Origin of the sequence: Alkalimonas delamerensis (assembly GCF_030717955.1) — a bacterium.
Classification (GTDB): Bacteria; Pseudomonadota; Gammaproteobacteria; order Enterobacterales; family Alteromonadaceae; genus Alkalimonas; species Alkalimonas delamerensis.
This window is the reverse complement of sequence record NZ_JAUZVY010000002.1, coordinates 499,863-525,021: the sequence shown is the minus strand read 5'-3', so window position 1 is coordinate 525,021 and position 25,159 is coordinate 499,863. Positions and strand designations below refer to the sequence as shown.

At 53.9% G+C, this 25,159-nt stretch carries 23 protein-coding genes; 18 read left to right on the top strand and 5 right to left on the bottom strand.

The genetic code is table 11. From position 1 onward, the window contains the following. The first annotated feature begins 25 nt into the window (after positions 1-25). The gene (locus Q3O59_RS06770) at positions 26-883 is read left to right on the top strand and encodes a 6-carboxytetrahydropterin synthase (RefSeq protein ID WP_305944849.1); all 858 of its coding nucleotides are present in this window, start codon (positions 26-28) and stop codon (positions 881-883) included. Then, positions 846-1,694, top strand: coding sequence for a M23 family metallopeptidase (locus Q3O59_RS06765; RefSeq protein WP_305944848.1), 849 nt, complete (start codon positions 846-848; stop codon positions 1,692-1,694). The genes Q3O59_RS06770 and Q3O59_RS06765 overlap by 38 nt, the downstream gene beginning before the upstream one ends. Here Q3O59_RS06765 and Q3O59_RS06760 read toward each other — a convergent pair. Beyond that, on the bottom strand, positions 1,691-3,502 hold the full coding sequence (locus tag Q3O59_RS06760; RefSeq protein ID WP_305944847.1) for a M61 family metallopeptidase: 1,812 nt from the start codon (positions 3,500-3,502) through the stop codon (positions 1,691-1,693). The two genes, Q3O59_RS06765 and Q3O59_RS06760, sit on opposite strands and share 4 nt — an antisense overlap. Positions 3,503-3,560: 58 nt before the next feature. Between Q3O59_RS06760 and hinT the strand changes: the two genes are divergently transcribed. The 5 genes from hinT to Q3O59_RS06735 all read left to right on the top strand — a co-directional run bounded on the left by hinT (position 3,561) and on the right by Q3O59_RS06735 (position 6,963). Further along, positions 3,561-3,917, top strand: coding sequence for a purine nucleoside phosphoramidase (hinT, locus tag Q3O59_RS06755; protein ID WP_305944846.1), 357 nt, complete (start codon positions 3,561-3,563; stop codon positions 3,915-3,917). Between the two features lie 86 nt (positions 3,918-4,003). Further along, on the top strand, positions 4,004-4,423 hold the full coding sequence (locus Q3O59_RS06750; RefSeq protein WP_228589803.1) for an acyl-CoA thioesterase: 420 nt from the start codon (positions 4,004-4,006) through the stop codon (positions 4,421-4,423). 61 nt (positions 4,424-4,484) lie between these two features. Beyond that, a complete protein-coding gene (locus Q3O59_RS06745) occupies positions 4,485-4,958 on the top strand; it encodes an Mpo1 family 2-hydroxy fatty acid dioxygenase (RefSeq protein WP_305944845.1) in 474 nt (157 codons plus the stop codon). A 97-nt stretch (positions 4,959-5,055) separates the two neighbouring features. After that, positions 5,056-6,138 carry a sensor histidine kinase gene (locus tag Q3O59_RS06740; protein WP_305945121.1) on the top strand — a complete coding sequence of 361 codons (1,083 nt, stop codon included), beginning with the start codon at positions 5,056-5,058 and terminating at the stop codon, positions 6,136-6,138. Positions 6,139-6,141: 3 nt separating this feature from the next. Beyond that, complete coding sequence (locus Q3O59_RS06735) at positions 6,142-6,963, top strand: LytR/AlgR family response regulator transcription factor (RefSeq protein WP_305944844.1); 822 nt, start codon at positions 6,142-6,144, stop codon at positions 6,961-6,963. A 22-nt stretch (positions 6,964-6,985) separates the two neighbouring features. On the opposite strand, the gene Q3O59_RS06730 is transcribed toward Q3O59_RS06735, so the two are convergent. Then, positions 6,986-7,981 carry an ATP-dependent 6-phosphofructokinase gene (locus Q3O59_RS06730; protein ID WP_305944843.1) on the bottom strand — a complete coding sequence of 332 codons (996 nt, stop codon included), beginning with the start codon at positions 7,979-7,981 and terminating at the stop codon, positions 6,986-6,988. A gap of 213 nt (positions 7,982-8,194) precedes the next feature. Here Q3O59_RS06730 and Q3O59_RS06725 point away from each other — a divergent pair, with 213 nt between their 5' ends. After that, positions 8,195-9,148 (top strand): DMT family transporter, encoded by a 954-nt coding sequence (locus Q3O59_RS06725; protein ID WP_305944842.1) that lies wholly within the window; start codon positions 8,195-8,197, stop codon positions 9,146-9,148. 31 nt (positions 9,149-9,179) lie between these two features. Here Q3O59_RS06725 and pyk read toward each other — a convergent pair whose 3' ends face one another. After that, complete coding sequence (pyk, locus tag Q3O59_RS06720; RefSeq protein WP_305944841.1) at positions 9,180-10,616, bottom strand: pyruvate kinase; 1,437 nt, start codon at positions 10,614-10,616, stop codon at positions 9,180-9,182. A gap of 124 nt (positions 10,617-10,740) precedes the next feature. After that, positions 10,741-11,598 carry a MurR/RpiR family transcriptional regulator gene (locus tag Q3O59_RS06715; RefSeq protein WP_305944840.1) on the bottom strand — a complete coding sequence of 286 codons (858 nt, stop codon included), beginning with the start codon at positions 11,596-11,598 and terminating at the stop codon, positions 10,741-10,743. Positions 11,599-11,860: 262 nt separating this feature from the next. Between Q3O59_RS06715 and zwf the strand changes: the two genes are divergently transcribed. The 8 genes from zwf to Q3O59_RS06675 all read left to right on the top strand — a co-directional run bounded on the left by zwf (position 11,861) and on the right by Q3O59_RS06675 (position 21,449). Further along, positions 11,861-13,327, top strand: coding sequence for a glucose-6-phosphate dehydrogenase (zwf, locus tag Q3O59_RS06710; RefSeq protein WP_305944839.1), 1,467 nt, complete (start codon positions 11,861-11,863; stop codon positions 13,325-13,327). Between the two features lie 9 nt (positions 13,328-13,336). Next, entirely contained in the window at positions 13,337-14,023 is a 687-nt protein-coding gene (pgl, locus tag Q3O59_RS06705; RefSeq protein WP_305944838.1) for a 6-phosphogluconolactonase, read from the top strand. Positions 14,024-14,032: 9 nt separating this feature from the next. Continuing rightward, positions 14,033-15,883 carry a phosphogluconate dehydratase gene (gene edd, locus Q3O59_RS06700; RefSeq protein ID WP_305944837.1) on the top strand — a complete coding sequence of 617 codons (1,851 nt, stop codon included), beginning with the start codon at positions 14,033-14,035 and terminating at the stop codon, positions 15,881-15,883. Beyond that, entirely contained in the window at positions 15,876-16,862 is a 987-nt protein-coding gene (locus Q3O59_RS06695) for a glucokinase (RefSeq protein WP_305944836.1), read from the top strand. The genes edd and Q3O59_RS06695 overlap by 8 nt, the downstream gene beginning before the upstream one ends. Before the next feature lie 5 nt (positions 16,863-16,867). Further along, the gene (locus Q3O59_RS06690; protein ID WP_305944835.1) at positions 16,868-17,521 is read left to right on the top strand and encodes a bifunctional 4-hydroxy-2-oxoglutarate aldolase/2-dehydro-3-deoxy-phosphogluconate aldolase; all 654 of its coding nucleotides are present in this window, start codon (positions 16,868-16,870) and stop codon (positions 17,519-17,521) included. 178 nt (positions 17,522-17,699) lie between these two features. Next, on the top strand, positions 17,700-18,545 hold the full coding sequence (locus Q3O59_RS06685; RefSeq protein WP_305944834.1) for an HDOD domain-containing protein: 846 nt from the start codon (positions 17,700-17,702) through the stop codon (positions 18,543-18,545). Positions 18,546-18,608: 63 nt separating this feature from the next. After that, positions 18,609-20,456, top strand: a complete 1,848-nt coding sequence (locus Q3O59_RS06680; protein ID WP_440132269.1) for a DUF885 domain-containing protein — start codon at positions 18,609-18,611, stop codon at positions 20,454-20,456. A gap of 54 nt (positions 20,457-20,510) precedes the next feature. Then, positions 20,511-21,449: a glutaminase gene (locus tag Q3O59_RS06675; protein ID WP_305944832.1), complete on the top strand. Its 939-nt coding sequence runs from the start codon at positions 20,511-20,513 to the stop codon at positions 21,447-21,449. Here the strand turns inward: Q3O59_RS06675 and Q3O59_RS06670 are convergent. Then, positions 21,446-22,036 (bottom strand): hypothetical protein, encoded by a 591-nt coding sequence (locus Q3O59_RS06670; RefSeq protein WP_305944831.1) that lies wholly within the window; start codon positions 22,034-22,036, stop codon positions 21,446-21,448. The genes Q3O59_RS06675 and Q3O59_RS06670 overlap by 4 nt on opposite strands. Positions 22,037-22,159: 123 nt before the next feature. On the opposite strand from Q3O59_RS06670, the gene Q3O59_RS06665 reads away from it, so the two are divergent. Then, complete coding sequence (locus Q3O59_RS06665; protein ID WP_305944830.1) at positions 22,160-23,170, top strand: endonuclease/exonuclease/phosphatase family protein; 1,011 nt, start codon at positions 22,160-22,162, stop codon at positions 23,168-23,170. A gap of 79 nt (positions 23,171-23,249) precedes the next feature. Beyond that, entirely contained in the window at positions 23,250-25,124 is a 1,875-nt protein-coding gene (locus Q3O59_RS06660) for a propionyl-CoA synthetase (protein WP_305944829.1), read from the top strand. The last annotated feature ends 35 nt before the right edge of the window (positions 25,125-25,159 follow it).

Here is a 25,159-nt window from a genome sequence, read left to right as displayed (position 1 = left end):
GCTCTTTTAACGACTGCGAGTGGTTATGATTTTATTTGTACGTGATCTGACGGTCATTGATTTTTCCTACCTGTGTCCGCAACGCGGCGTGTTGGGTGAAAGCCTGATTGTCGATGTGGAGCTGGAAGGCGGCCTGGATCAGGCCTCGATGGTGCTGGACTTTGGTCTGGTAAAGAAAATCATCAAAAAAGCCATCGACAGCAGCCTGGATCATGCGCTGGCCATTCCGGTGCAGTCGGCTGCGACCAGGCTTGAACAGCAATCTGAGCAGCTGGTGGTGCGTTTTGACAGTGCCCGTGGCAGCATCCAGGTGGCCGGTCCGCAACAAGCCTTTGCGCTGCTTGATGCCGAGCAGGTCGACCACAGCGCCATTGAAGAATTTATTTTGCAGCAACTGGCTGGTCTGTTGCCCGACAGTGTGCAGCAGATCCGACTGACATTACGGCACGAACAAAGTCAGGGCTTCAGTTACCAATACAGTCATGGACTGAAGAAGCACGATGGCAACTGCCAGCGAATCGCCCATGGTCACCGCTCTTTGATCCGCATTTATCAGGATGGCATGTTATCGCCGCGGTTAAACAAATACTGGGCTGATCGTTGGCAGGATATTTACTTGCTGACGGCCGAGGATCAATGCAGCGCTGCAGACTTGCAGTGGCTTACGCCAGCTAAGGACGATCTCTGTTCACGTTATCAATCCGGTCAGGGCCAGTTTGAGCTTTGTCTGCCAGCCAGTCACTGCGAAGTCGTGCCTTGCGACACTACGGTAGAGTGCCTGGCCGACTTTATTGCCGGACAATTGCAGCAGATCGACAATTCACATCAGTATCGGGTGGAGGCTTATGAAGGGGTGGGGAAAGGCGCTATTGCTGAGCGCTAGTCTGTGGCTCAGTGGCTGGGCTCTGGCCGAACTCAGCCCGGAACAGATCCAACTGCAAGGCACCCTGACCCAGGGCAGCCTGATCCGGGCACAGGTTCCAGCCGGCAGCCAGGTTTGGTTCAACCAGCAGCCGCTGGAAGTCAGTCCAACCGGGCAACTGGTATTTGGCATTGGTCGTGACGCTGCGCTTGAACACGAGCTGCGGGTCGAGTACCAGGGGCAGTCGTTGCGGTTGCCTTTGCAATTCAGTGCCAGGGACTACGATATTCAGCGTATCGAAGGGGTTGAGCAACGCTTTGTCAGTCCGCCGCCGGAAGTACTGGCCCGGATCCGCGCTGACAGTCAGGCGGTTGCAGCGGCACGCCAGCAGCGCTCTGAGCTGACTTATGCCTTTGAACAACCGAAGTGGCCGGCATACGGCCGCATTACCGGTGTCTACGGTTCTCAGCGCATTTTCAATGGTCAGCCACGCAATCCGCATCTTGGGCTGGATATTGCCGGCCCGGTTGGCAGTCCGGTTTATGCACCTTTAAGTGGTGTGGTGACTCTGGCCAGCGATCTTTATTACTCGGGTCTGACGCTGATTATTGATCATGGCTATGGCGTCAGCAGTACCTTGATGCATCTCGATGCCTTTCGGGTCGAGGTTGGTGACAAAGTCGAGCAGGGGCAGCTGGTCGCCGATATGGGCGCTACCGGCCGGGTAACAGGCCCGCATCTGGACTGGCGTATCAACTGGTTTCAGGAGCGGCTGGACCCGGCATTGCTGATGCCCGAGCCCGCGCCGCCATTGCAGGATCCCAATCGTTAAACTTGCGGCTCGCGGGCAGCTTTGGCCCACCAATGGGCCAGCAGCTGTGCATCTGTTACGGTAAGCTGCGCCACGGTGGCCGGTGGCTCGGTCAGCACCATGTTGGACGACAACAGCCGATCGCGCCGGAAGAACTGCACCTCAATCGGCTGTTGTTTAGGTAAGCGTTTCAACAGCTCGGCCTGACTGCTCTGGTTCAGACGGTAGCCCGCCAGCGCCAACACCTCATCACCCACCATCAAGCCTGCCTGATGCGCCGGGCCGCCATGATAGACGGCAGTCAGCTTCAGGCAGAGCTCATTGCCCTGGGACAGGGCCCCCAACCAGGCAGATTGCTGTGGGCTGCCTTCTTCGGTTTCTTTCGCCGGCCCATTGAGATCATCCTGCCCTTGCGGCTGGCGAAAGCTCAGTGAAAGCCCAAGCGCAGGCAGCAGCTCCGCCAGCGGCAGAATTTCCGGCTGTTGCACCCAGGCCGTCAATCTGGTGGCTAGTTCAGGCAATTGCCAATTCTGTAAGATGGCCTGAATGGCGCCATCCGGGGTGCCACCATCAAGGTGCTGCGTCCAAAGTTGTCGCATCAACTCGGGCAGGCTGCGCTGCTGTTGGCTCAAAGCCGCATCCAGGCAAAGGGCAACCAGAGCGCCTTTGGCATAATAGCTGGCCACGGCATTGACGGCATTTTCATCCTGCTTGTAGAACTTGGTCCAGGCATCAAAGCTGCTGTCTTCTAGCGATTGCACGGTATTGCTTGGATTACGCGTAACCCTGCTGATGGTTTTTTCCAAAGCGCGCAGGTAATCCGCCTCGTTTTGCAGGCCGCTGCTGTACAGCGCTAAATCATCCAGGTAGGAGGTAAAGCCCTCATAAATCCAAAGTTGGCGGCTGTATTGTTCCTGCGCCAGGCGGTAGGGGTGAAATTCGGCAGGCTTTAACCGCTTGATCCACCAGGTATGCAGGTACTCATGGCTGCACAGACTGAGCAAGGTCTGATAGCCCTCGCTGAGCGCCGGCTGGTTGCTCGCGGGCAGATCAAAGCGGCTGCACAGCAGCAGCGTTGAATCGCGGTGCTCCAGCCCCCCAAAGCCGCTGTCGGTCACCCAGGTCAGGAACCAATAGGCCGACAAGTCGTCGGGCAGGGCACCGAAAAGGGCTTTTTGTTGCTGGCAAATCCGCGCCAGATCGGCACTAAAACGCGCCATGTCAAAACAGTTTCGGCCGCTGACTACCAGGTAGTGGGGCACGCCATCGATGTCAAAGCGGCTGACTTCAAAATGCCCGGCCAGCAAGGGGCTGTCAATCAGCTGTTGGTAATCAGCCGCCAGGTAGCAGCCAAAGCCAAGCTCTGGGGTGCCGGCCATGGCCGGCAAGGCTGTAGCCAGCCGCCAGTCTTTGGCCCATGCCTCGGTGGGCTTTAGCACCTCCAACTGGTGCGGCTCGGACTCAAAACCTGCGACCGAAAGGCAGAGGCAGGCCGGGTTTAGAATGGCGATTTCATCGTCCAGATAGGCCGCCCGCACCGAGCGATCAAAAGCATAAATCTGGTAACGCACCGTCACCGGTTCACCGCGGTGAGCAATCTGCCAGTTTTGCTTGTCGATTTTTACCGGGCTCAGTGCGCCCTGTGCGTCACAAGCGCTCAGCCAGACGATGTTGCGGGCAAAGTCACGGATCATGTAACTGCCTGGGATCCAGGCGGGCAATTGCAACTGCAAGGGGGCATCCTGACGGGGGCGAACTTGCAGCTCCACCTCAATCAGGTGGGCGGCAATATCGACGGAACGGAGCTGGTATTGAATCAAGGCCTTCATATATACTGAATTCTCCTACAGACTCTGTTTGACGATTGTAACACGACAAGGATCTCTCATGGCGGAAGAAACCATTTTCAGTAAAATTGTCCGAAAGGAAATCCCAGCCGATATTCTCTATCAGGACGAGCTGGTCACCGCATTTCGCGATATCCATCCCAGAGCCCCCAGCCATATTCTGATCATTCCCAATCAGTTAATCCCAACCGTCAACGATGTTGAGCCTGTCCACGAAGCTGCCCTGGGCCGACTGTTCACCGTAGCGCGCAAACTGGCGGCAGCCGAAGGCATTGCCGAGGATGGTTATCGGCTGATTATGAACTGCAACCAGCATGGTGGTCAGGAGGTGTATCACATTCATCTGCACCTGGTAGGTGGCCAGCCACTTGGCCCGATGCTAAGCTCAATGCGGTAACCAGCGACAACTGCGGGCCGCAGCATTGCATTTGATGCGGGTTGACGTACAATGCGCGCCCGCAGTCCAAAACCGAGCAGCCACTGATGAGCACAGAGAACCAAGACGCCCTCATTGCCAAACGCATGCAGCATGCATTAACCCGGGTCACTAAAACCGTGTTCCCCGGCCGAACCAACCACCACAACACCTTGTTTGGTGGCGAGGCCCTGGCCTGGATGGATGAAGCGGCCTTTATCGCTGCCACCCGTTTTTGCCGCAAACCTCTGGTGACGGTATCGTCCGACCGGGTCGATTTTAAAGAAGCCATTCCGGCCGGCAGTTTGATTGAGTTGGTGGCCAAGGTCGATCATGTTGGTCGCACCAGCATTCGGGTGCATGTGGATATTTTTCTGGAGCACATGTATCAGGACGATCAGCACAAAGCCATTTCCGGCAGCTTTACCTTTGTCGCATTGGGGCCTGATCGCAAACCCATCCCAGTGCTGGCGGGGCTGGCTGAATAACTTGACTTTGTTAACAATCGGATTAGTCTGGTAGGGCCAGTCGTTTCTTACAGGTGGTCCTATGAAAACAGCACAGCAATGGTTTGACGACTACGCGGTCAGTCACCAACACCCGGTCAATAAAGCCATTCACTGGCTGGCAGTGCCCGTCATTTATGCCACTGTGTTTGGCTTGCTGTGGTCCCTGCCGATGCCGTTGGCTGGTTTTAGTGCCAATGACATCAATTGGTCCATGTTGATAGCCTTGCCGGTGCTGGTGTTCTATTTTCGCTTGTCCTTTGCCCTTGGGGCTGGCATGACTTTGTTTACCGCGCTGGTGTTCACGCTGCTGCGCTGGCATGAGCAAGCCTTAACCACGCCACTGTGGCTGACCAGCTTAGCGCTTTTTGTGCTGATGTGGTTGCTGCAGTTTATTGGCCACAGGATTGAAGGCAAAAAACCTTCTTTTTTTCAGGATATTTTCTTTTTGCTGATAGGCCCGGCCTGGCTGCTGAGCTTTGTGTTGCAGCGTTTGGGCATCCGGTATCAAGGCTGATGCGACTAATGAAGCAAGAATCAGGTTTAACCGGTCCGCAGTGGTGGTCTGATTGGGTATAATAGTCCTTACCAAAGGCCCTGGGGATCGTGCTTTGCTGCGCAATATTGACGACAAAAAACATCTGCAGTTCTGGCTGCTTCATACCCTTGGCTGGATTGGCTTTGCGGTGGTGCATTACCTTGGCTCTTTGGTGCAGGAAATGCGCGATGCCTATCTTTGGGTGGTGATGCTGGATGCGTTTGTTGGCTGGCTGTTGACCATACCGCTGCGCTACGTCTATCAACGCGCCTGGCACTGGCACCCGCTGAAAATGATCATCACGGTACTGATGTTGGCCACCCTGGTGGCCGTGATCTGGACTATTTTTAAAAATCACTCCTACTGGGAAATTTACCGGCATGGCTTTACCCCCAAAAGCTGGAGCTGGATGCAAATTTATCTGAGACACGCGCCGGTATCTTTTTATGTGATTCTGAGCTGGAGCGGGCTCTACTTCGGAATTAAATACTACCAGACCCTGCAACGTGAAAAGCAAAAGCTGTTAACTGCAACCAACAGGGCGCACGAAGCTCAGTTAAAAATGCTGCGCTACCAGCTGAACCCGCACTTTCTGTTCAACACCCTGAACGCGATCGCCACTCTGGTACTGACACGGGAAAACGATACGGCTGAGAAAATGGTGACCCGGCTCAGTGACTTTTTGCGCTATTCCCTGTACAAGGATCCAATTAAAAAGGTACCACTGCAACAAGAAATCAGTGCAGCCCGATTGTACCTTGAAATCGAAAAGGTGCGCTTTTCTGAGCGGCTGAAAGTAAGCTTTGAAGTCGGGGATGATGCCTGCCAGGCGCTGGTGCCCAGCTTAATCTTGCAACCTCTGATTGAAAATGCCATAAAGTACGCGGTTGCCAACAGAGTTGAGGGCGGCACCATTGCGATTTCGGCCAAAAAATTTGGTCACGACCTTTTACTGGAAGTTGCGGATGATGGGCCAGGTGTGCCGCTGGACAGAGGCCTGCCAAAGTCCGAGCACAGTGGCGTAGGCCTGGTCAACACCCGGGAGCGTTTAGCGGCTTTGTACGATCATAATTTTTCACTGGTGCTGACCCACAATGAGCCGCAAGGGCTGAGAGTGAATATCCGAATTCCTTATGAACTTGAAACAGCGGGATCCTGAACAATGCTGAATGTGGTGGTGGTTGATGATGAGCCTCTTGCGCGCAAGGGGATGTTGTACCGGCTCAATGAGTATCCCACACTCAAGGTGGTAGCCGAATGTGGCAATGGCAAAGAAGCACTGGACGCCATTGCTCAGCACCAGCCCGATCTGGTCTTTCTGGATGTGGAAATGCCGGGCATGGATGGTTTCGCTGTTCTGGAGCAGTTGCAGCAGCAACAGCTGCCAATGCCCTACGTTATTTTTGTCACCGCCTACGATCACTATGCGTTGGCAGCTTTTGATGTCAATGCCATCGATTATGTGCTGAAACCGGTTGAAGCTGAGCGGCTGAGGCTGGCTATCGACAAAGCCATCAAGGCCTTTGAAAGCAAGGATGTGCAAAAGCATAAGTCGCAATTGGCTCAGGTGGTATCTCGCTTAACCGGGGATGATGCTGAAACCATCCTGGAGCGACTTAGCAATGAAGAGCCGGTAGTCGACTCCCGCTACCCTGAAGCCATTAGCATCAAAGACAGTGGCGAAATTACCCGGGTGATGGTGGTGGACATTCACTGGGTGGATGCGGCTGGCGATTACATGTGCATTCATACCCGGGATGGCCAGACTCATATTCTGCGCAAAACCATGAAAGAACTGGAGCAGGAACTGGATCCCCGCTTGTTTGTGCGTGTGCATCGCTCTGCCATTGTCAATGTCAATACCATCGTCAAGCTGCAGATGCTGCCCAATGGCGAGCATCAACTGGTGCTGAGCAACGAGCAAACGGTGAAAGTGAGCCGCAGTTACAAAGACAGAGTGAAACAAGTCTTCAAAGGTGCCTAGGCCTTTTCTCCAAGCGCCACCTTCAATCGCTGGCAACCTGTTGTTGCCAGCGCAGCAGGTAAGGGTCGATGCGTTTTTTTCCTTCACCACTGGCTTGCAGCGGGTACAGAGAAGCGGTGTGGTTGACTTCACCGGCCATCATCAAGTGCGCTCCTTTTAACAGTTGCTCCACTGCATAGGCTCCCAGCTTGGTTGCCAGAATGCGATCGGCGCCAATCGGTGAACCACCACGTTGGATATGGCCCAGTACACATGCCCGGCATTCAATGCCAATGGCTTTGGTGATGGCTTCGGCCAAAGCCGTGCTGCCACCGGGATAGCAATGTTCGGCCACCACCATGATGTAGCTGCTTTTGCCTTTCACCAGCTGGGCATTTTGAATCGGGCGAGTCACTCGCTCAAGATCGTCCGGGGTCAGTCGTCCCAGCTCTGGGCAGATAATTTGCTCGGCACCACTGGCAATGCCAGCCGACAGTGCGATAAAGCCGCTGTGCCGGCCCATTAACTCCACCAGGAAAATGCGCTCAAAGGCATCGGCGGTATCGCGAATTTTATCTATCGCATCCAAAGCAGTATCGATGGCGGTGGCGTAGCCGATGGTGGCGTCGGTACCATCGACATCGTTATCAATGGTACCGGGCAAGCCCAGGATTTGCCCGGAGTAATGCTGGGCAATGGCCAGAGCCCCTTTAAAGCTGCCATCCCCCCCAATAACCAACAAGGCATCGAGTTGCAGTTGCTGCAAGGTTTGTGCTGCCGCTTTGGGCCCTTGCTCTGTATGCATGGCGGGGCAACGGGCACTTTTTAAAATGGTGCCTCCCAGATGAATGATGTGTTGCACATGGTAGGGCAATAAGGTGCGGTATTCCCCCTCAATCAGGCCGTTGTAGCCATGCGAGAAACCGATGACGTCAATCTGATGGGCGGCGGCTGTCAGCACGATGGAGCGGATGCAGGCGTTCATACCCGGCGCATCGCCTCCTGAGGTGAGGATCCCAATACGACGAATGCTGCTCATGCTAACTCCTGATGTCTCGTTCATGCTGGCAGTATAGCAAAAGCAAACCTTGCTGGCTTGATCTGCCGCAAGTCGCATTAAAGCTACAGTTTACTGAAATTAAGCGACATTTTCTCTGCAATCAGCGACAATGGTAGGGTTTATACCTAAGTGACTTCTGAAACTCGCATCTTGAGGTTGCTTAGGTATATTTACCTAAAACAGGTTGCTGATATGCATCAGGTCTCTGGCCGTGCTTTGCTGGGTTTTAGCCTGGCTTTGACCACCGCCGTGTTGTGGGGCGTTTTGCCCATTGTATTGAAAGTCTTGCTGGATTTTCTAACCGCCAGCACCCTGACCGGTGTCCGCTTTTTAGTGGCGGCTTTGCTGGTAGGGCTTTGGTTACAGGCTCAGGGGCAATGGCCCAGATTGTCCTTGTTAAGCCGACAGGGGATCCTGCTGCTGCTCATTGCCATTGCTGGCTTACTGGCCAACTACCTGATGTACATGTCGGGCCTGAACTACTTGACTGCTGAAACCGGCCAGCTGTTGATCCAACTGGCGCCTTTTCTGATGATGCTGGGCGGCGTGTGGCTCTTTAAAGAGCGCTTGCAGTTGTGGCAAAAAGTTGGCGCCCTGGTACTGCTGATTGGTCTGCTGCTGTTTTTTAATGAGCGCCTTGTTCCCTTGCTTACCAGCGTCAGTGAAGAAAGCTGGGGGCTGCTGTTGATTATCGGGGCCGCAGTGACCTGGGCGGCCTATGCGCTGGCACAAAAGCAATTGTTGGTGCATTACAGCTCACAACAAATCATGGTGTTGATTTACTGCGCCGGTGCTTTGGTGTTTATGCCCTTGTCCGATTTGCAGCCGCTGTGGCATCTCTCGCTCTGGCACTGGCTGTTTTTGCTGTTCTGTTGCCTCAATACCGTGGTTGCCTACGGCGCTTTTGCCGAAGCATTGCACCACTGGGAAGCCTACAAAGTCAGTGCCGTACTGGCGATAACGCCTCTGGTGACCATTCTGGTTGCCAAAGGGCTGCATGCACTGCAACCCGACTGGCTAAGGCCGGAGCCACTGAATGGCTGGGCCATTCTGGGCGCTTGTCTGGTGGTGACGGGATCGATGATCACCGCCTTATCACCGCTTTGGCGTCAGTACTTCCATCGCAGCATAAAAAAAGCCACCTGAAGGTGGCTTATTAAATCGATGGGTCTAGCGGCTACTTAACCTGAACAATTTTGCAGGTATTGGACGCGCCTATGGTTTCCATCTGATCGCCATGGGTCAGAATCACCAGGTCGCCACTTTTTAGCTCAGCCTTGGATGCGATGCATTGAATGGCGCTGTTGGCCAGCTCTTGCGCCGGGATGGTCCGGGTATCAAAGAATGCCGGATAGACGCCCCGGTACAACGCCAGTTTGTTCAGCGTTTTTTCATGGCGAGACAGGGCATAGATGGGCTGGGTCGAGGTGATGCGCGACATCAGCTTGGCAGTGTACCCCGACTCCGTCAGAGCTATGATGGCTTTGATGCCTGGCAAGTGGTTGGCAGCATACATGGCCGACATGGCAACGGTTTCACTGACCTCACTGAAGGTTTCGTCGAGCCGGTGTTTGGATACTTTAATGCTGGGATGTTTCTCGGCACCAATACAGACCCGTGCCATGGCATCGACGGTTTCAGCAGGGTAGGCGCCAGCGGCGGTTTCTGCCGACAGCATCACCGCATCGGTGCCATCAAGCACCGCATTGGCCACATCCATCACCTCTGCCCGGGTTGGCATCGGGCTTTCGATCATCGATTCCATCATTTGTGTGGCGGTAATCACAATGCGATTTAATTGACGGCTACGGGCGATAATGCGTTTTTGCTGGCCGACCAATTCGGCATCGCCAATCTCAACCCCCAGATCGCCACGCGCGACCATCACAGCGTCGGAAGCCAGAATGATGTCATCCAGGGTAGCGTTATCAGCAACGGCTTCTGCCCGCTCAACTTTGGCCATAATGCGGGCCTCGGAGCCGGCTTCTTTCGCCAGTTCACGCGCCAGCCGCAAATCGTCACCACAGCGTGGGAAGGAAACCGCCAGGTAATCGACATCGATTTCCGCAGCCAGCTTGATGTCATTTTTGTCTTTTTCGGTCAGGGCAGGGGCGGTCAAGCCACCACCCTGGCGATTGATGCCTTTGTTATTGCTCAGCTTGCCAGCCACGGTGACTCGGGTATGCACTTTGCTGCCATCGACACCCGTGACTTGCAGTTGAATACGGCCATCGTCCAGCAACAGCACATCCCCTGGCTGAACATCCTGCGGCAGCTCTTTGTAGTCGATGCCGACCTGCTCAAGGGTACCGGCGCCCTTGGGTAAAGAGGCATCCAACGTAAAAGCTTGATCCTGTTGCAGTACCACAGCGCCATCGGCAAAGGTTGAGACACGAATTTTGGGGCCTTGCAAATCGCCGAGAATGGCGACATGGGTGCCGGTTTTGCTGGCAGCACTGCGTACCATGGATGCACGTTGCCGATGATCGTCGGCAGTGCCGTGCGAGAAGTTAAAGCGGAAAACCGTCGCGCCCTTGCGGATCAGTTGCTCAATGGCTGCTTCAGTATTGGTCGCCGGCCCCAGGGTGGCTACGATTTTAGTTCTTCTTGGCATCAATGGCTCCTGAATAGAAGAGGAAGGCTAGTGGTAACTAGTGTAATGTAATTTTATTACAGAATACAGCGTCGGTAGGAAAATAAATAACGACAGCAGACCACTGATCGGCTGTCGTTGTGGTTTAGGCTGGACTATCTTTCTTCTCAAAGCGAGAGCCACGCAGGCTGTCTTTGACCTTTTTCAGGTTTTCACGGAATTTAGAGCCACGCCGCAAGGTAAAGCCAGTGGCCAGAATATCAATCAGTACCAGCTGGGCGACCCGCGACGCCATTGGCATGTACATGTCGGTATCTTCCGGCACATCCAGTGACAGCACCAGGGTGCACTCGCGCGCCAGCGGGCTGTCGTACGCGGTCACCCCTATCACGGTGGCGTCGTTTTCACGGGCAATGGCCGCAATATCGCATAGATTTTTTGTGCGGCCGGTATGGCTGATGCATACTACGACATCGCCTTCCGCACTGTTAATGGCGGACATGCGCTGCATCACAATGTCATCGAAACAGACCACAGGCACATTGAAGCGAAAGAACTTATTCTGAGCATCGTGGGCCACCGACGCTGAGGCGCCAAGACCAAAGAAAGAAATCTTCTTGGCTTGTGTCAACACATCGACTGCCCGATTGATGGCATTGATGTCGACATTGTGGCGAGCGGAGTCCAGCGCTGCCATGGTGGACTCAAAGATTTTGGCGGTATAGGCCTCGGGCCCGTCTTCTTCTTCCACGTGCCGATTGACGTAAGGGGTGCCATTGGCCAGGCTCTGCGCCAAATGCAGTTTAAAGTCTGGGAAACCTTTGGTATCAAGCCGACGGCAAAAGCGATTGACCGTCGGCTCACTGACATCCGCCATCTTGGCCAGAGCAGCTATACTGCTATGAATGGTCGTTTGCGGATTAGCCAGGATCACTTCAGCGACTTTGCGTTCAGACTTACTGAAGTTGGCCACGCTATTTACTATTTTTTCAAGGACATTCATTCGATGCTTCCTGAGTAATCGACCTAACCGTCAATCGCGATGTAATGAATGTTGTTATACATCCAAAGCCGGTTACAGAAAAGTATTTATTTTACCACAGTTGTCGGCATAAAACCCATCTTAGCTGGTCAACTGCGGGTATAATAAAGTCACTTAAGCATATTTGTAATTAAATTACAATAAGTCGGGTTTACAACGGCAAAACGCTGCGCTAGTATGCGGCTGTTGTTGTAAAATTACATCTTTAGCATGGGACTCCATTATGTCATCTGCCGCAAAAGCCTGTGATCTTCTGTTGTTTGGCACCAAGGGCGATCTGGCTCGCCGTAAATTACTGCCTGCTTTGTATCAGTTGGAAAAAGCCGGATTAATGCACGATGACAGCCGGGTTGTTGGCATAGCAAGGGATGAGCTGGATCAAACCGCTTATCAGCAGTTGGTGCGGACCAACCTGGAAAAGTTTATTAAGAAAGAGCCCATTGATGAAGCTGTTTGGCAACGCTTTGAACAGCGGCTGCATTATGTTCAGCTGGACTTATCCTCCGCCAAAGCTTATCAGAAGCTCACCACTGTGGTGGATCCAACACAGCGCATACCGGTCAGTTATTTTGCGACTCCGCCGGCGCTGTTTCCATTAATTTGCGCGGGTCTGCACTCTGCAGGTCTGGCGGATGAGCCGGCACGTGTGGTACTGGAAAAACCCATTGGCCATGATCTGGAATCTTCGCGCCAAATCAATGAACAGGTTGCGCAGTACTTTGCCGAGTCTCAGGTGTATCGGATTGACCACTACCTGGGCAAAGAGACGGTGTTGAACCTGTTGGCACTGCGCTTTGCCAATGCCATTTTTGCCTCCAACTGGGATCACAATGCCATCGACCATGTGCAAATTACCGTGGCCGAAGAGGTTGGTGTCGAAGGGCGCTGGAGTTACTACGACGATGCCGGCCAGATGCGCGACATGGTGCAGAATCATTTGCTGCAAGTGTTAACGCTGATCGCGATGGAGCCGCCAGCCCGGCTGGATGCCGACAGCATTCGGGATGAAAAACTCAAGGTATTAAAAGCCTTGCGACCCATCGACATCAGCAATGTGCACGATAAAACCGTGCGTGGCCAGTACACAGGTGGCTATGTGGCCGGAGGCGCTGTGCCAGGCTACCTGGATGAAGAGGGCGCGCGCAGCAACAGCAGCACCGAGACTTTTGTTGCGATAAAAGTCGATATCGACAACTGGCGCTGGGCTGGTGTTCCCTTTTATTTGCGTACCGGCAAGCGGATGCCGGAAAAACGCAGCGAGGTGGTGATCAGCTTCAAGCCGCAGCCGCACAATATTTTCCACGAAACTTACAAACAGCTGCCCGCCAACAAACTGATTATTCGCCTGCAACCCGATGAAGGGGTCGAAGTGCAGGTGATGAACAAAATCCCGGGGCTGGGTGAGAGCATGCAATTGCGCCAGACCAAGCTTGATTTGAGCTTTGATGAAACCTTCAGTTCGAAGCGCATTGCCGATGCCTACGAGCGGCTGTTGCTCGAAGCCATGCTGGGCAATCAATACCTCTTCGTACGTCGTGATGAAGTCGAGCATGCCTGGCGCTGGGTTGATGGCATCCTTGATGCCTGGAAGGCCACTGGCGAGCCACCGAAAAGTTATCAGGCTGGCAGCTGGGGGCCGGTGTCGGCCATTTCATTGCTGGCCCGCGATGATCGCAACTGGGACGAATAGGAGCTTTTGATGCAATTTCACCGTTTTGAACACAGTGCCGCCCTGAATGCCGACTTTGCCGAGCGCTTGATTGCCATTTTATCCGAGGCGGTGGCAGAGCGTGGTCATGCCTTTTTGGCGGTCTCCGGTGGCCGTACGCCGCAGGCCTTGTTTGCTCAACTGGCTAGCACTGAGCTGCCCTGGCACAAAATCACCATTACCCTGGCCGATGATCGCTGGCTGCCAGCCGATGCCAAGGACAGCAATGAGCGACTGGTCAAATCGGTGTTGCTGCAAGACAAGGCCAGTCAGGCCAACTTTATCAGCCTGGTGACGGCGGATGCCAAAGCGGAGCAGGGGGCGGATACCATTGCGCAGCGTCTGGCAGCGGTGCCAACTTTTGATGCAGTGATACTGGGCATGGGCGAAGATGGCCATACCGCATCGCTGTTTCCCTGCAGCAAAGAACTGGCCGAAGGACTTAGCACAACGGCCGATGCGCTGGCTGTGAATCCAACCACAGCGCCTTATCAGCGGATGTCCTTGTCGAAACAGCGGCTGTTGAACAGCCGCCACCTTTTCTTGCATCTGGTCGGTCCCGCTAAATTGCCGGTACTGAACCAGGCCGTTGCCGGAGATGACGTCATGCAGATGCCAATCCGCGCTTTCTTACAGCAGCCTGGCGTCGATATCCAGGTGATGTTCGCTCCCGAATAGAGGTTATTTATGCATCCTGTCATTCAACGCGTTACCGATCGTATTGCCGCCAGAAGCGAGCACAGCCGGGCCGTTTATCTGCAGCGAATTGAAAAAGCCCGGCTAAAAGGCCCGCATCGTGGTTCCTTGTCGTGCGGCAACCTGGCGCATGGTTTTGCCGCTTGTGGCAAGGACGATAAGGCGGATCTGCGCAGCCTGACCAAAGCCAATATTGGCATTATTTCATCCTACAACGACATGCTCTCGGCGCATCAGCCTTACGAACATTATCCGGCTTTAATCAAAACTGCGACGCAGGAGGTTGGCAGTGTCGCCCAGTTTGCCGGCGGCGTCCCTGCGATGTGCGATGGCGTCACCCAGGGCCAGCCGGGGATGGAACTTAGTTTGATGAGCCGCGATATTATTGCGATGGCGGCGGCAGTTGGCTTATCCCACAACATGTTTGATGGCGGCCTGATGCTGGGGATCTGCGACAAGATTGTGCCCGGTTTGTTGATGGCCGCCTTTAGTTTTGGTCATTTGCCCTTTGTCTTTGTTCCGGCCGGGCCAATGCCGTCTGGTATCCCAAACAAAGAAAAAGCCCGGGTTCGTCAGTTGTTTGCTGAGGGCAAGGTGGGGAAAGAAGAGCTGCTGGAAGCCGAGTCTGCTTCTTACCATGCTGCTGGTACCTGTACCTTTTACGGCACCGCCAACTCCAATCAGCTGGTGGTTGAAATGATGGGCCTGCATTTGCCTGGTGCATCCTTCGTCAACCCAGGTACCGCCTTACGGGATGAGCTTACTAAGGCTGCAGCCCGTCAGGTGACCCGCTTAACGGATCTAGGCACCGATTACCAACCCATCGGCAAGCTGATCGATGTGAAGTCCATCGTCAATGGCCTGGTCGGGCTGTTGGCGACTGGCGGTTCAACCAATCACACCATGCACCTGATTGCCGTCGCACGTTCGGCCGGTTATCTGGTGAATTGGGATGATTTTGCTGAACTGTCCAGTGCCACACCACTGATCACCCGGATTTACCCCAATGGTCAGGCTGATATCAATCACTTTCAGCAAGCCGGTGGCATGGCCTACTTGATCCGAACCTTGCTGGATCATGGTTTGCTGCATGAGGATGTGCAAACCGTTGCTGGCTTTGGCTTACGTCGTTATACCCAGGTGCCTGAGCTGCTCGATGGCAAGCTGGTTTGGGTTGACGGACCTGAGCAATCGCTCGATAGCACAGTACTGACCTCAGTCGATAAACCATTCAAAAGCCATGGCGGCCTTGAGGTGCTGTCCGGCAACTTGGGCCGGGCTGTGATGAAAACCTCGGCACTGCGCGATGGCACCGAAGTCATTACCGCCCCGGCGGTGGTGTTCTCCAGCCAGCATCAGCTTGATACCGCTTTTAAAGCTGGAGAGTTGAATAAAGATTGCGTGGTGGTGGTGCGCTTTCAGGGCCCGAAAGCCATTGGTATGCCGGAGCTGCACAAGTTAACGCCACCACTGGGGGTGTTGCAAGACCGGGGCTTTAAAGTCGCTCTGGTGACCGATGGCCGGATGTCCGGTGCTTCTGGCAAGGTTCCAGCAGCCATACATGTCACGCCAGAGGCCGTTGAAGGCGGCCTGCTGGCCAAAGTGCAAGATGGTGATTTGATCAAAGTCGATGCTGAACAAGGTGTGTTGGAGCTGTTGGTGGATGCGGCTGAGCTGGCAAAACGTCCTCTTGCTGAGGTTGACCTGACCGAGAGCTATGCCGGCATGGGGCGTGAGCTTTTTAGCGGGTTACGGATGCAGTTGACGGGTGCAGAAGAGGGCGCTTGCGCTCTTTTTGCCAGTGAGCAGCACTTGCAATCAGATGGAGGCGAGCATGGCTGAAGCTAAGTACGCCATTGTTGCCGATATTGGCGGTACCAATGCCCGCTTTAGTCGGGTCAATCTGCAGGATCTGAGTCTCGATAAGGTGCAGGTATTTGCTTGCGCTGACTTTGCCAGCCTGGCTGATGCATTGCAGCACTACCGCGAACAGCAACAATTGCAATTGCTTCGGGATGTCGCCATTGCCATCGCCTGCCCAGTGCAAGGCGATGAGGTCCGGATGACCAACTTTCACTGGCAGTTCTCGATTCAGGCGATGAAACAGCAGTTGCAGCTTTCAACCTTGCTGGTGATGAATGATTTTACCGCCGTTGCCATGTGCTTGCCGGTGGTGCAGCAGGGGCAATCGGTGCAAATTGGTCAGGGCCAACCGCAACAAGGGAAGCCTATGGCGGTATTGGGTGCTGGCACCGGCCTGGGAGTCGGTCATTTGCTGCCCCTGACTAGTGGCCTCTATCTGCCATTGCCGGGTGAGGGTGGCCACACCGACTGGGCTCCTGTGACAGAGCAGGAGTGGGTCATTCATCAGTTTCTGGCCGCTAAATACGGTCATGTCTCACCAGAGCGCTTGTTATCCGGGCCCGGGCTGGAAGATCTCTATCTGGCCATTGCGGACTATCAGCAGCGTGAGGTGGAGCCTTTATCCGCCGCAGCCATTACCGCAGCGGCTGAACTAGGTGACGATGCAGTGGCCGTGGCCACGCTGGATCAGTTCTTTGCCAGCCTTGGCAGCTTAGCCGGCGATCTGGCGTTAACGCTCAGTACTGCTGGTGGCGTCTTTATTGGCGGTGGCATTGTCCCTCGTCTGTTGCCTTTGCTGGAGCGCAGTGCCTTTCGCAACCGTTTCGAGCAAAAAGGCCGTTTTCAGGCCTTTAACCAGGCGATTCCAACCTATGTGATCACGGCCGAGCAACCTGGCCTAACCGGTGCAGCTTTGTATCTGAAGCAAACCATGACTCAACAAACTCAGAGCGACTAACAATTATGGCATTTGAAAATTGGCAACTGGATCCAGCTACCTTGTTTGCGCAAGGCCCCGTGGTACCGGTGATCGTGATCAATGATTTAGCAGAAGCGGTTCCGATGGCAAAAGCACTGGTCGCTGGCGGTTTACGGGTACTGGAAGTCACCTTACGCACCCCGGTTGCGATGGATGCGATTCGGTTATTGAGCCAAGAGGTACCGGACGCTATTGTCGGGGCGGGTACCGTGACCTCGTCGGAGCAATTGCAGCAGGTCATCGATGCCGGTGCTCGTTTTGCCATTAGTCCTGGAATGACCCGGGAGCTGTTGCTGGCTGGACGGGAGTCCACCATTCCGCTGATTCCCGGGATTGCCAGCATCTCCGAGTTGATGGAGGGTCTGGACCTTGGCTACACTCATTTTAAATTCTTCCCGGCTGAAGCCGCCGGTGGCGTCAAAACGCTGAAGTCCATTCATGGTCCTTTCTCTGAAGTTCGTTTTTGCCCGACAGGTGGCATTAACGACAAAAACTTTCTCGAGTACTTGGCATTGCCAAATGTCTGCTGTGTAGGCGGTTCCTGGGTACTGCCAGCGGATGCCATTGCCGCAGGCGACTGGTCAAAAGTCACTCAGCTTTGTCAAGATGCGCTGGCACTGGCAGCACAGCGCTCGTAGCCCGGGGCCTTGCAGGCCCCTCAAGCCCAATTTTTTTATTTTCAACCCACCTCGAATTTTCACGGACCCGCTCTCGCCGGGTCTGTGCTAATCTGTTATTCTTCAAGTCTTTTCATCATTTTCCTGTCAGAAGACTATACTGAATAGCAGCTGGCCAACCAAAGCAGAGACTTGTTTGATGAACGCACTACAATACGCTGAAAATGTGACCGAGGTATTTGTTTTCCCAGATGCTTATTTGCGGGTCAAGCAACTGCTGGAGTCTGAGCGGGCCGACATGGATGAGGTGGCCGAGGTGATTCAGTTGGACCCTTCGCTTGCCAGCAAAATTTTAAAGCTGGCCAACAGTGCCATTTACAACTTACCGAAAAAAATCGATACCATCAGCAAAGCGCTGGTCGTGCTGGGTGGTGAGACCATCTACAATCTGGTGATAAGCTCAGCCGTTATCAGTGTAACAGAGCAAGTGCAAAACCCGGGCATCGACATGGACCGGTTCTGGGAGCAGAGTGTTCATACGGCGTTAATTGCCAGAGCCCTTGGCAACAAAGTGGCTCCGCGGCAAAGTGAACAGCTGTACGTGTCCGGCTTGCTGCACAATATTGGCGAGTTGGCGCTGTGCCAGCAAGATCCGGAACTGGCCAAAGCCTGCGCCGGGTACAGCCGGGAAGAAAAGCCCTGGCAGTGCCAACGTCGGGTGCTTGGCTTTACCTACGCCGAACTCAGCGCTGCCTTGCTGCGCCTGTGGCAGCTGCCGCCCAGCATCATTGAACCCATTGCTTTGCAGCATCAACCCGACAAACACTTGCGCCAACCTGCCGTCTTGTTACTGAACATTTCTTCTCGCCTGGCGCTTAGCAATGTGCAGCCTGACTTGTACAAGCAAGCCAACCTGTTGGACCCCTTTATTCTTGAGGTGCTAGGAATCATACAGCCAGACTTGCGCGCAGCCCTGGATTTCTGCAATAGTGAAGCACTCTATCTTCTTTCTGTGTTAAACCCCAAGGCCGGCATGTTGTATTAAGTGGTTGCAGGCGCTGGTTTACAGTGGACAGTGACAACTTACCTTAACAAGGAATTACTTATGCTGCGTCATACTTTGCTTGTCAGCTCGCTTGCTCTGTTGCTTGCTGGTTGCCAACCTGCACCACAGTCAGATGCATCGACTGCACCCGATTTTGCTCAGTTGCAACAGCAAGAAACGAAACGGCTGAACCAATGGTTTGATGCTCAGTACGAGCAACAACTGCAGTACAGCCCATTGATGCTAACTTTTTTGGGACGCAAAGACCGGCAGTTTGATGTCGATGACATGAGTCAGGCAGCGCAAGATGCGCAGTTGGCAAGAGCCGCTGCCAGTGTTAAAGAGTTGACCGAAAACTTCGACCGTTCGCTGCTTTCTGAAGAAGCGCAAACCTCTTATGACCTGTGGTTGCATCAGTACCAACAAATGGAAGCTGCGGCTGAATTTCGTCAGCATGGCTATTTGTTCAATCAAATGCAGGGTTTGCACAGCATGTTACCGCAAATCCTGATGAGTTTTCATCAGGTTGACAACGAAGAAGACATGCGGGCTTTTATTCAGCGGATTGAGGGGATCAGTGTCGCCATTCTTCAGGTTTTGGCCCAGGCTCGCATGAACAGCGAGCAAGGTATCAGAGCGCCTCGATTTGCCTATGAAGGCGTGATCGAGCAGGTTGAAAACTTACTTCGTGGTCAGCCCTTTGAATCCGATTCCGATGTGGATTCGCCGCTGTTGCAAAATTCACGTCAAAAAATAGCCAACTTACAGCAGCACGACAAATTGACGGATGAGCAGGCTCAGGCATTTAGCAGCCAGACTGAAGCAGCTTTAATCAGTTATTTTCAACCTGCCTATCAGGCATTGTTGGAGTGGCTGCAACAAGAGTCGGAACTTGCTCTGGTGAATCCTACCGGGGTCTCGCGTCATCCAGACGGTCTTTCCTACTACAACCATATGCTGCAGGTATCAACCACGACGACCATGACTGCCGATGAAATCCATCATTTAGGCTTAGAGGAAGTATCCCGCCTTACCGCAGAAATGGAAGCCATCCGTGAAAGTGTAGGCTTTGATGGTGACCTGCAGCAATTTTTTGAGTTTATCCGAACCGACGACCGCTTTTTTTACCCGGATACGGATGAAGGGCGTCAGGCGTACATTGATGATACCGAGGAGTTTTTAGCGTTTATCAATGAACGCTTGCCCGATTATTTCGGTATTTTACCCAAAGCTGATTTAGTGGTGAAGCGTGTAGAGCCCTTTAGGGAGCAACCTGGAGCGGCTCAACACTATTTCCCCGGCACACCGGATGGAAGCCGTCCTGGCATTTATTATGCCCATTTATCCGACATGCGGGCGATGCCAAAAAATGAAATGGAAGCCATTGCTTATCATGAAGGTAACCCTGGTCATCACATGCAAATCTCCATTGCCCAAGAGCTTGAGGGAATTCCGCGCTTCCGTACCCAGGTGAACTTTACTGTGTATGTGGAAGGCTGGGCCCTGTATGCCGAGCTGTTGGCCAAAGAGATGGGTGCTTACCAGGATCCATACTCCGACTTTGGTCGCTTGGTTACTGAAATTTGGCGAGCCGTCCGGTTGGTGGTGGATACAGGGCTGCATGCCAAGGGGTGGACGGAAGAAGAGGCCATTGCGTATTTTCAGCAGCATACCCCAATCCCATTGGAAGCCGTTCGTTCAGAAGTTCGGCGCTATTTGGTGATGCCTGGGCAGGCGACCTCGTATAAAATCGGCATGATTCGCATACAACAACTGCGCACCCAGGCTGAGCATGCCTTGGGGGATCGTTTCGACATCCGACAATTTCACGATACCATTCTCGGTGGCGGGGCCTTGCCTTTGGATCTGCTGGAGCGACGTGTCGAGCAGTGGATAGCGAGTCAGGTCTAACAAACTACTCTGTCTGGCCCACTCTGTGGGCCTGAGTTAATCTTTGGGAGTTAGATGGAAGGCACACCAAAACAACCCTCCAATTTATCGCTGCTGTTGCAAAGCCTGCTGGAGGAAGCTCTGCAGCTGCCGGAGCAGGGCAAAGTCGCCGATTACATCCCGGCGCTGGCAGCAGTCGACCCCGAGCAAACCGCCATAGCAGTCGCCACTCTGGATGGGCAGTTGCATACCGCCGGAGATGCGCAACAGCCTTTTTCCATCCAAAGTGTCTCGAAGATTTTTGGTCTGGTTCTGGCGATGAACCGGCTCGGTGATGCGCTTTGGCAGCGTGTTCATATGGAGCCTTCCGGTCAGCCATTTAATTCCATCGTGCAGCTGGAATGGGAGCATGGCATACCGCGCAATCCATTCATCAATGCCGGCGCTATTTTAATTGCCGATACCTTGGTCAGCCATTATTCGGCCAGCAAAGCAGCGCTGTTGACCTTTATCCGTAAACTGGCCGGAACTGAGCAGATCTGGGCCAATACCAGCGTTTATCACTCGGAAAAGGAGCATGGCAATCGCAATGCGGCTTTGGCTTATCTGATGAAAAGTTTTGACAATATTGAGGCTGAAGTACCGCAGGTACTGGATCATTACTTTTACCAATGTTCGGTAGAGATGAGCTGTCAGCAACTGGCCCGAAGCTTATTGTTTCTGGCCAACCGGGGAGAGGATCCGATCAACGGTCAAAGCGTCTGTTCCCGGCGTGATGCCCATCGTGTCAATGCCATTTTATCCACCAGTGGCATGTACGATCAGTCCGGTGAATTCGCGTTTACCGTCGGCTTACCGGCCAAAAGTGGTGTTGGCGGTGGTATTGCCGCCATCGTGCCGAATTACGGTGTAATAGCGGCCTGGAGCCCGGCACTGAATACCTTTGGCAACTCCTGCCGGGCGATGTTTCTGGTCACCCGGCTGGCAGAGCGCCTGGGCTTGTCGGTGTACTAGTCTTCGTAACCCCAGGGTGTGGGAGGTAAGTCCACCGGCTGCGTCAGATCAAAGTCCACCCGCAGTTCACGACCGGGACGGGTCAGACGGTAGGCAAAAAACTCACCGGGGTAAATGAACATATGCCAGGTATTGCCCACCGATTGAGGCGTGCGGCGGCGAATAAAGTCTTCTTTGGAAAAAGCATCGGCCGGGAATGACTGGGCATTGGGCCAGCCCGCATCGACGGTATGGCCACCGTACATGGTGGCGTCATCGTGGCTGCCGTCCGGCATCCGGTGATCGTGTTTTAACTGAATACCCGAACCGGTTTTGGTCAGGATCCAGGTGCGCGAATGGTTGTCACCCACATGAAAAGGGATTTCCAGCCGGTTTTCGCTGCAGCGCCGAACATGCATCACCAGGCGATTTTCCTGAAAGCTTTCAATGCCGGTAAAGTTGGCTTCGGTAACCCGGCCTTCAAAGGCCTGGCCGCAGTAGCGGGCAATGTGGTCAAAAAACTGATCCTGAGCCGGGATTGGCAGGCTTTGGGCGAATAGCTGGCTGCTGGCAACCAATGTCAGACTGACCGCAAGTTGTTTTACCATGGACGGACATTTCCTTTATAGTTAGAGTGACTTTTAGCGCATGGTACCCAGTCTGCAGCTGAGGTGCAAATGCTTGGTCAGGTGTTCAAGCGCTTTTCATTCATAGGATCCTTGGGTTCCATCATGTCGATTCCTTTTCGTATTGCCAGTGTTAATTTGCTGAACTACATCGAGCCGCCGCTTGCCAGCTACGAGTACGATGCCATCTACAGCCAGGCGCAGTGGCAGCAAAAGCAGCAGTGGCTGCAGCAGTTTATTGAGCATCAGCAGCCCGATATCATCGGTTTTCAGGAAGTCTTTAGCTGCGACACCCTGAAACAACAATTGCATACGCTGGGTTACCCGTATTTTGTTGTGGTGCAACAGCCTGAGCTGCTGGCCGATTACATCTACCATAAACCGGTGGTCGCTCTGGCATCCCGCTATGAAGTAACGTCCTGTGCGGCACTAAACGCAGATACCGCCTTGCTCAATGCAGCAGGCTTATCCGGTTTGCACTTTAGCCGGCAGCCTTTGCGGGCAACCATTCAGCTGCCGGTTTTCGGGGCGCTGGATTGCTGTGTGGTGCACTTGAAGTCGAAACGTCCCCAGTTGGATACTGCCTTATTGCAAGACGATCATGACAGTGCATTGCAGGCCGCTTTTGGCCGCTGGGCAGCAACGGTACAACGGGGAACCGAAGCGCACCTGTTGATGCATGCGCTCTACCAAAGGCGGCAGCAGCAGCGCTTACCACTGGTGTTGATGGGGGATCTAAACGATACCCTAAGCGAGTCCTCGCCTTTATCCATTCTTAGCGCTGCCGGCAATCTTTGGCAGCAGCAGGCTCAGGCCAATGGCCTGGTGGCACCGGCCTGGAATCCAATTCGCTTGCATGATGCATTTTTATTGGCGAATCAACAGCAAAACACCCCCAGTGCCGCGCGGCCCGCTACCCATTATTACGGCTCTAAAGGCTCGGTGCTGGATTACATCTTGTTGTCGGACGAATTTGATGGTCAACAGCCGGGGTGTCGGGCCGATGTGGTGCGTTACGCTACATTCGATAAACACTTGGTGCGGCCGGATTACAGCCTGGATGCTTACAGCAGTGACCATGCACCTGTGCTGGTGGAGTGTACGCCCATAGTCTAAGTTTCAAAGCCAAGATTCTGCAGTAAAGTAGCCTTACAACGTTTAAGGTTTCCCATCAGCAGATGGATGGAGCAAGGCTATGACAAGCTATCAAGCACACTATCAGACGGCGATGGCCGATCCCGAAACTTTTTGGCTGGAACAGGCGCAGCAGCTGCCCTGGTTTCAGCTGCCTGGCAAAGCTTTAGAGCAAGTATCCGCCAACCGCTACCGCTGGTTTGGCGATGGCAAGCTCAATTGCAGCTATCTGGCACTGGACCAGCATGTGGCCGCCGGCAGAGGCGGGCAAAGTGCGTTGATTTATGATTCGCCGGTCACCAACACTCAGCAATGCTACAGCTACAGCCAGCTGTTGCAGCAAGTTGAGCAATGCGCCGGAGCCATGCAGCAGCTTGGCGTGACCCAGGGCGATCGGGTGGTCATTTACATGCCGATGATCCCAGAAGCAGTGATTGCCATGCTGGCAGTGGCGCGGTTGGGCGCCATTCACTCAGTGGTGTTTGGTGGCTTTGCTGCCCACGAGCTGGCAATACGCATTGATGATGCCACCCCTAAGCTGATTATCAGCGCCAGTTGCGGCATTGAAGTCAGCAAGGTCATTCCTTACAAACCGCTGCTCGATAAAGCACTTGACCTGGCCTGCCATCAGCCACTGGCCACCTTGATTGTGCAGCGTTCGCAGCTAACCGCTGAATTGCAGCCGGGGCGCGATCACGACTGGCAGCAGGCTCTAACCAAGGCAAAACCGGCCGAAGCTGTGCCGGTCGCCAGCTGCCATCCGCTCTATATTTTGTACACCTCGGGCACTACAGGTAAGCCAAAAGGGGTGGTGCGCGATCACGGCGGTTATGCGGTGGCACTGAACTACAGCATGAGCGCAATCTACAATGTGCAAGTCGGCGATGTCTTTTTTGCCGCTTCCGATGTTGGCTGGGTGGTGGGGCACTCCTACATTGTCTATGGCCCTTTGATTGCGGGCTGTACCACAGTCTTGTACGAAGGCAAGCCAGTGATGACACCGGATGCTGGTGCTTTCTGGCGTTTGTGTCAGCAGTATCGGGCCAAGGTGTTGTTTGCCGCACCAACGGCGTTTCGGGCCATTCGTAAAGACGACCCCGAAGCTCAGCTGTTACAACACTACGATTTAACTGCGCTGGAATGCATCTTTATGGCTGGGGAACGACTGGATCCGGCGACGTACGACTGGACCACTGAAAAAACCGCTAAGCCCGTGGTTGATCACTGGTGGCAAACCGAGACCGGTTGGCCGATTTGTGCCAATTTGATGGGCATTGAGCCTTTGCCGGTCAAACCTGGTTCGTCCTCGGTGCCGGTGCCCGGTTTTTGCATTGAGGTGCTGGATGACGCGGGTAGGGCAGTGCCGGCCAATCAGCAAGGCAACATTGCCATTAAACTACCGCTGCCGCCAGGTTGCCTGCAAACCATCTGGGGCAATGATGAGCGCTTTGAAGCAGGTTACCTGAGTAACTTCCCAGGCTACTACAGCAGTGGGGATGGTGGTTACATTGATGAGGACGGGTATGTCTTTATCATGGGCCGCACCGACGATGTGATTAATGTGGCTGGTCATCGTTTATCAACCGGCGAAATGGAAGAGATCATTGCAAGGCATCCGGCGGTGGCTGAATGCTGCGTGATAGGCATTGCCGATGCATTAAAAGGCCAGTTGCCCTTTGGCCTGGTGATGGTGAAAAATGGCAGTCTCATTACACCAGAACAGTTGGAGCAGGAGCTGGTTGCCATGGTGCGTGAAGATATTGGCGCTGTGGCTTGCTTTAAGCAGGCTAAAATCGTGCAAAAACTGCCGAAAACCCGCTCCGGTAAAATTTTGCGTAAAGTACTGCGCGAGATAGCAGATGGTAAAACACCACAAGTGCCATCCACCATTGAAGACCCAGGCTGTCTGGACGAGATCCGAATGCATTTGCCATGAACTTCGCCACAGCTCTGTGCAATTGGCAGCGCATG

What these genes read in the sequence shown, in the direction of transcription:
- Q3O59_RS06770 (WP_305944849.1), top strand. Translation starts at nt 26, where the DNA reads ATGATTTTATTTGTACGTGATCTGACGGTCATTGATTTTTCCTACCTG.
- Q3O59_RS06765 (WP_305944848.1), top strand. Translation starts at nt 846, where the DNA reads ATGAAGGGGTGGGGAAAGGCGCTATTGCTGAGCGCTAGTCTGTGGCTC.
- Q3O59_RS06760 (WP_305944847.1), bottom strand. Translation starts at nt 3,502, where the DNA reads ATGAAGGCCTTGATTCAATACCAGCTCCGTTCCGTCGATATTGCCGCC.
- hinT (WP_305944846.1), top strand. Translation starts at nt 3,561, where the DNA reads ATGGCGGAAGAAACCATTTTCAGTAAAATTGTCCGAAAGGAAATCCCA.
- Q3O59_RS06750 (WP_228589803.1), top strand. Translation starts at nt 4,004, where the DNA reads ATGAGCACAGAGAACCAAGACGCCCTCATTGCCAAACGCATGCAGCAT.
- Q3O59_RS06745 (WP_305944845.1), top strand. Translation starts at nt 4,485, where the DNA reads ATGAAAACAGCACAGCAATGGTTTGACGACTACGCGGTCAGTCACCAA.
- Q3O59_RS06735 (WP_305944844.1), top strand. Translation starts at nt 6,142, where the DNA reads ATGCTGAATGTGGTGGTGGTTGATGATGAGCCTCTTGCGCGCAAGGGG.
- Q3O59_RS06730 (WP_305944843.1), bottom strand. Translation starts at nt 7,981, where the DNA reads ATGAGCAGCATTCGTCGTATTGGGATCCTCACCTCAGGAGGCGATGCG.
- Q3O59_RS06725 (WP_305944842.1), top strand. Translation starts at nt 8,195, where the DNA reads ATGCATCAGGTCTCTGGCCGTGCTTTGCTGGGTTTTAGCCTGGCTTTG.
- pyk (WP_305944841.1), bottom strand. Translation starts at nt 10,616, where the DNA reads ATGCCAAGAAGAACTAAAATCGTAGCCACCCTGGGGCCGGCGACCAAT.
- Q3O59_RS06715 (WP_305944840.1), bottom strand. Translation starts at nt 11,598, where the DNA reads ATGAATGTCCTTGAAAAAATAGTAAATAGCGTGGCCAACTTCAGTAAG.
- zwf (WP_305944839.1), top strand. Translation starts at nt 11,861, where the DNA reads ATGTCATCTGCCGCAAAAGCCTGTGATCTTCTGTTGTTTGGCACCAAG.
- pgl (WP_305944838.1), top strand. Translation starts at nt 13,337, where the DNA reads ATGCAATTTCACCGTTTTGAACACAGTGCCGCCCTGAATGCCGACTTT.
- edd (WP_305944837.1), top strand. Translation starts at nt 14,033, where the DNA reads ATGCATCCTGTCATTCAACGCGTTACCGATCGTATTGCCGCCAGAAGC.
- Q3O59_RS06695 (WP_305944836.1), top strand. Translation starts at nt 15,876, where the DNA reads ATGGCTGAAGCTAAGTACGCCATTGTTGCCGATATTGGCGGTACCAAT.
- Q3O59_RS06690 (WP_305944835.1), top strand. Translation starts at nt 16,868, where the DNA reads ATGGCATTTGAAAATTGGCAACTGGATCCAGCTACCTTGTTTGCGCAA.
- Q3O59_RS06685 (WP_305944834.1), top strand. Translation starts at nt 17,700, where the DNA reads ATGAACGCACTACAATACGCTGAAAATGTGACCGAGGTATTTGTTTTC.
- Q3O59_RS06675 (WP_305944832.1), top strand. Translation starts at nt 20,511, where the DNA reads ATGGAAGGCACACCAAAACAACCCTCCAATTTATCGCTGCTGTTGCAA.
- Q3O59_RS06670 (WP_305944831.1), bottom strand. Translation starts at nt 22,036, where the DNA reads ATGGTAAAACAACTTGCGGTCAGTCTGACATTGGTTGCCAGCAGCCAG.
- Q3O59_RS06665 (WP_305944830.1), top strand. Translation starts at nt 22,160, where the DNA reads ATGTCGATTCCTTTTCGTATTGCCAGTGTTAATTTGCTGAACTACATC.
- Q3O59_RS06660 (WP_305944829.1), top strand. Translation starts at nt 23,250, where the DNA reads ATGACAAGCTATCAAGCACACTATCAGACGGCGATGGCCGATCCCGAA.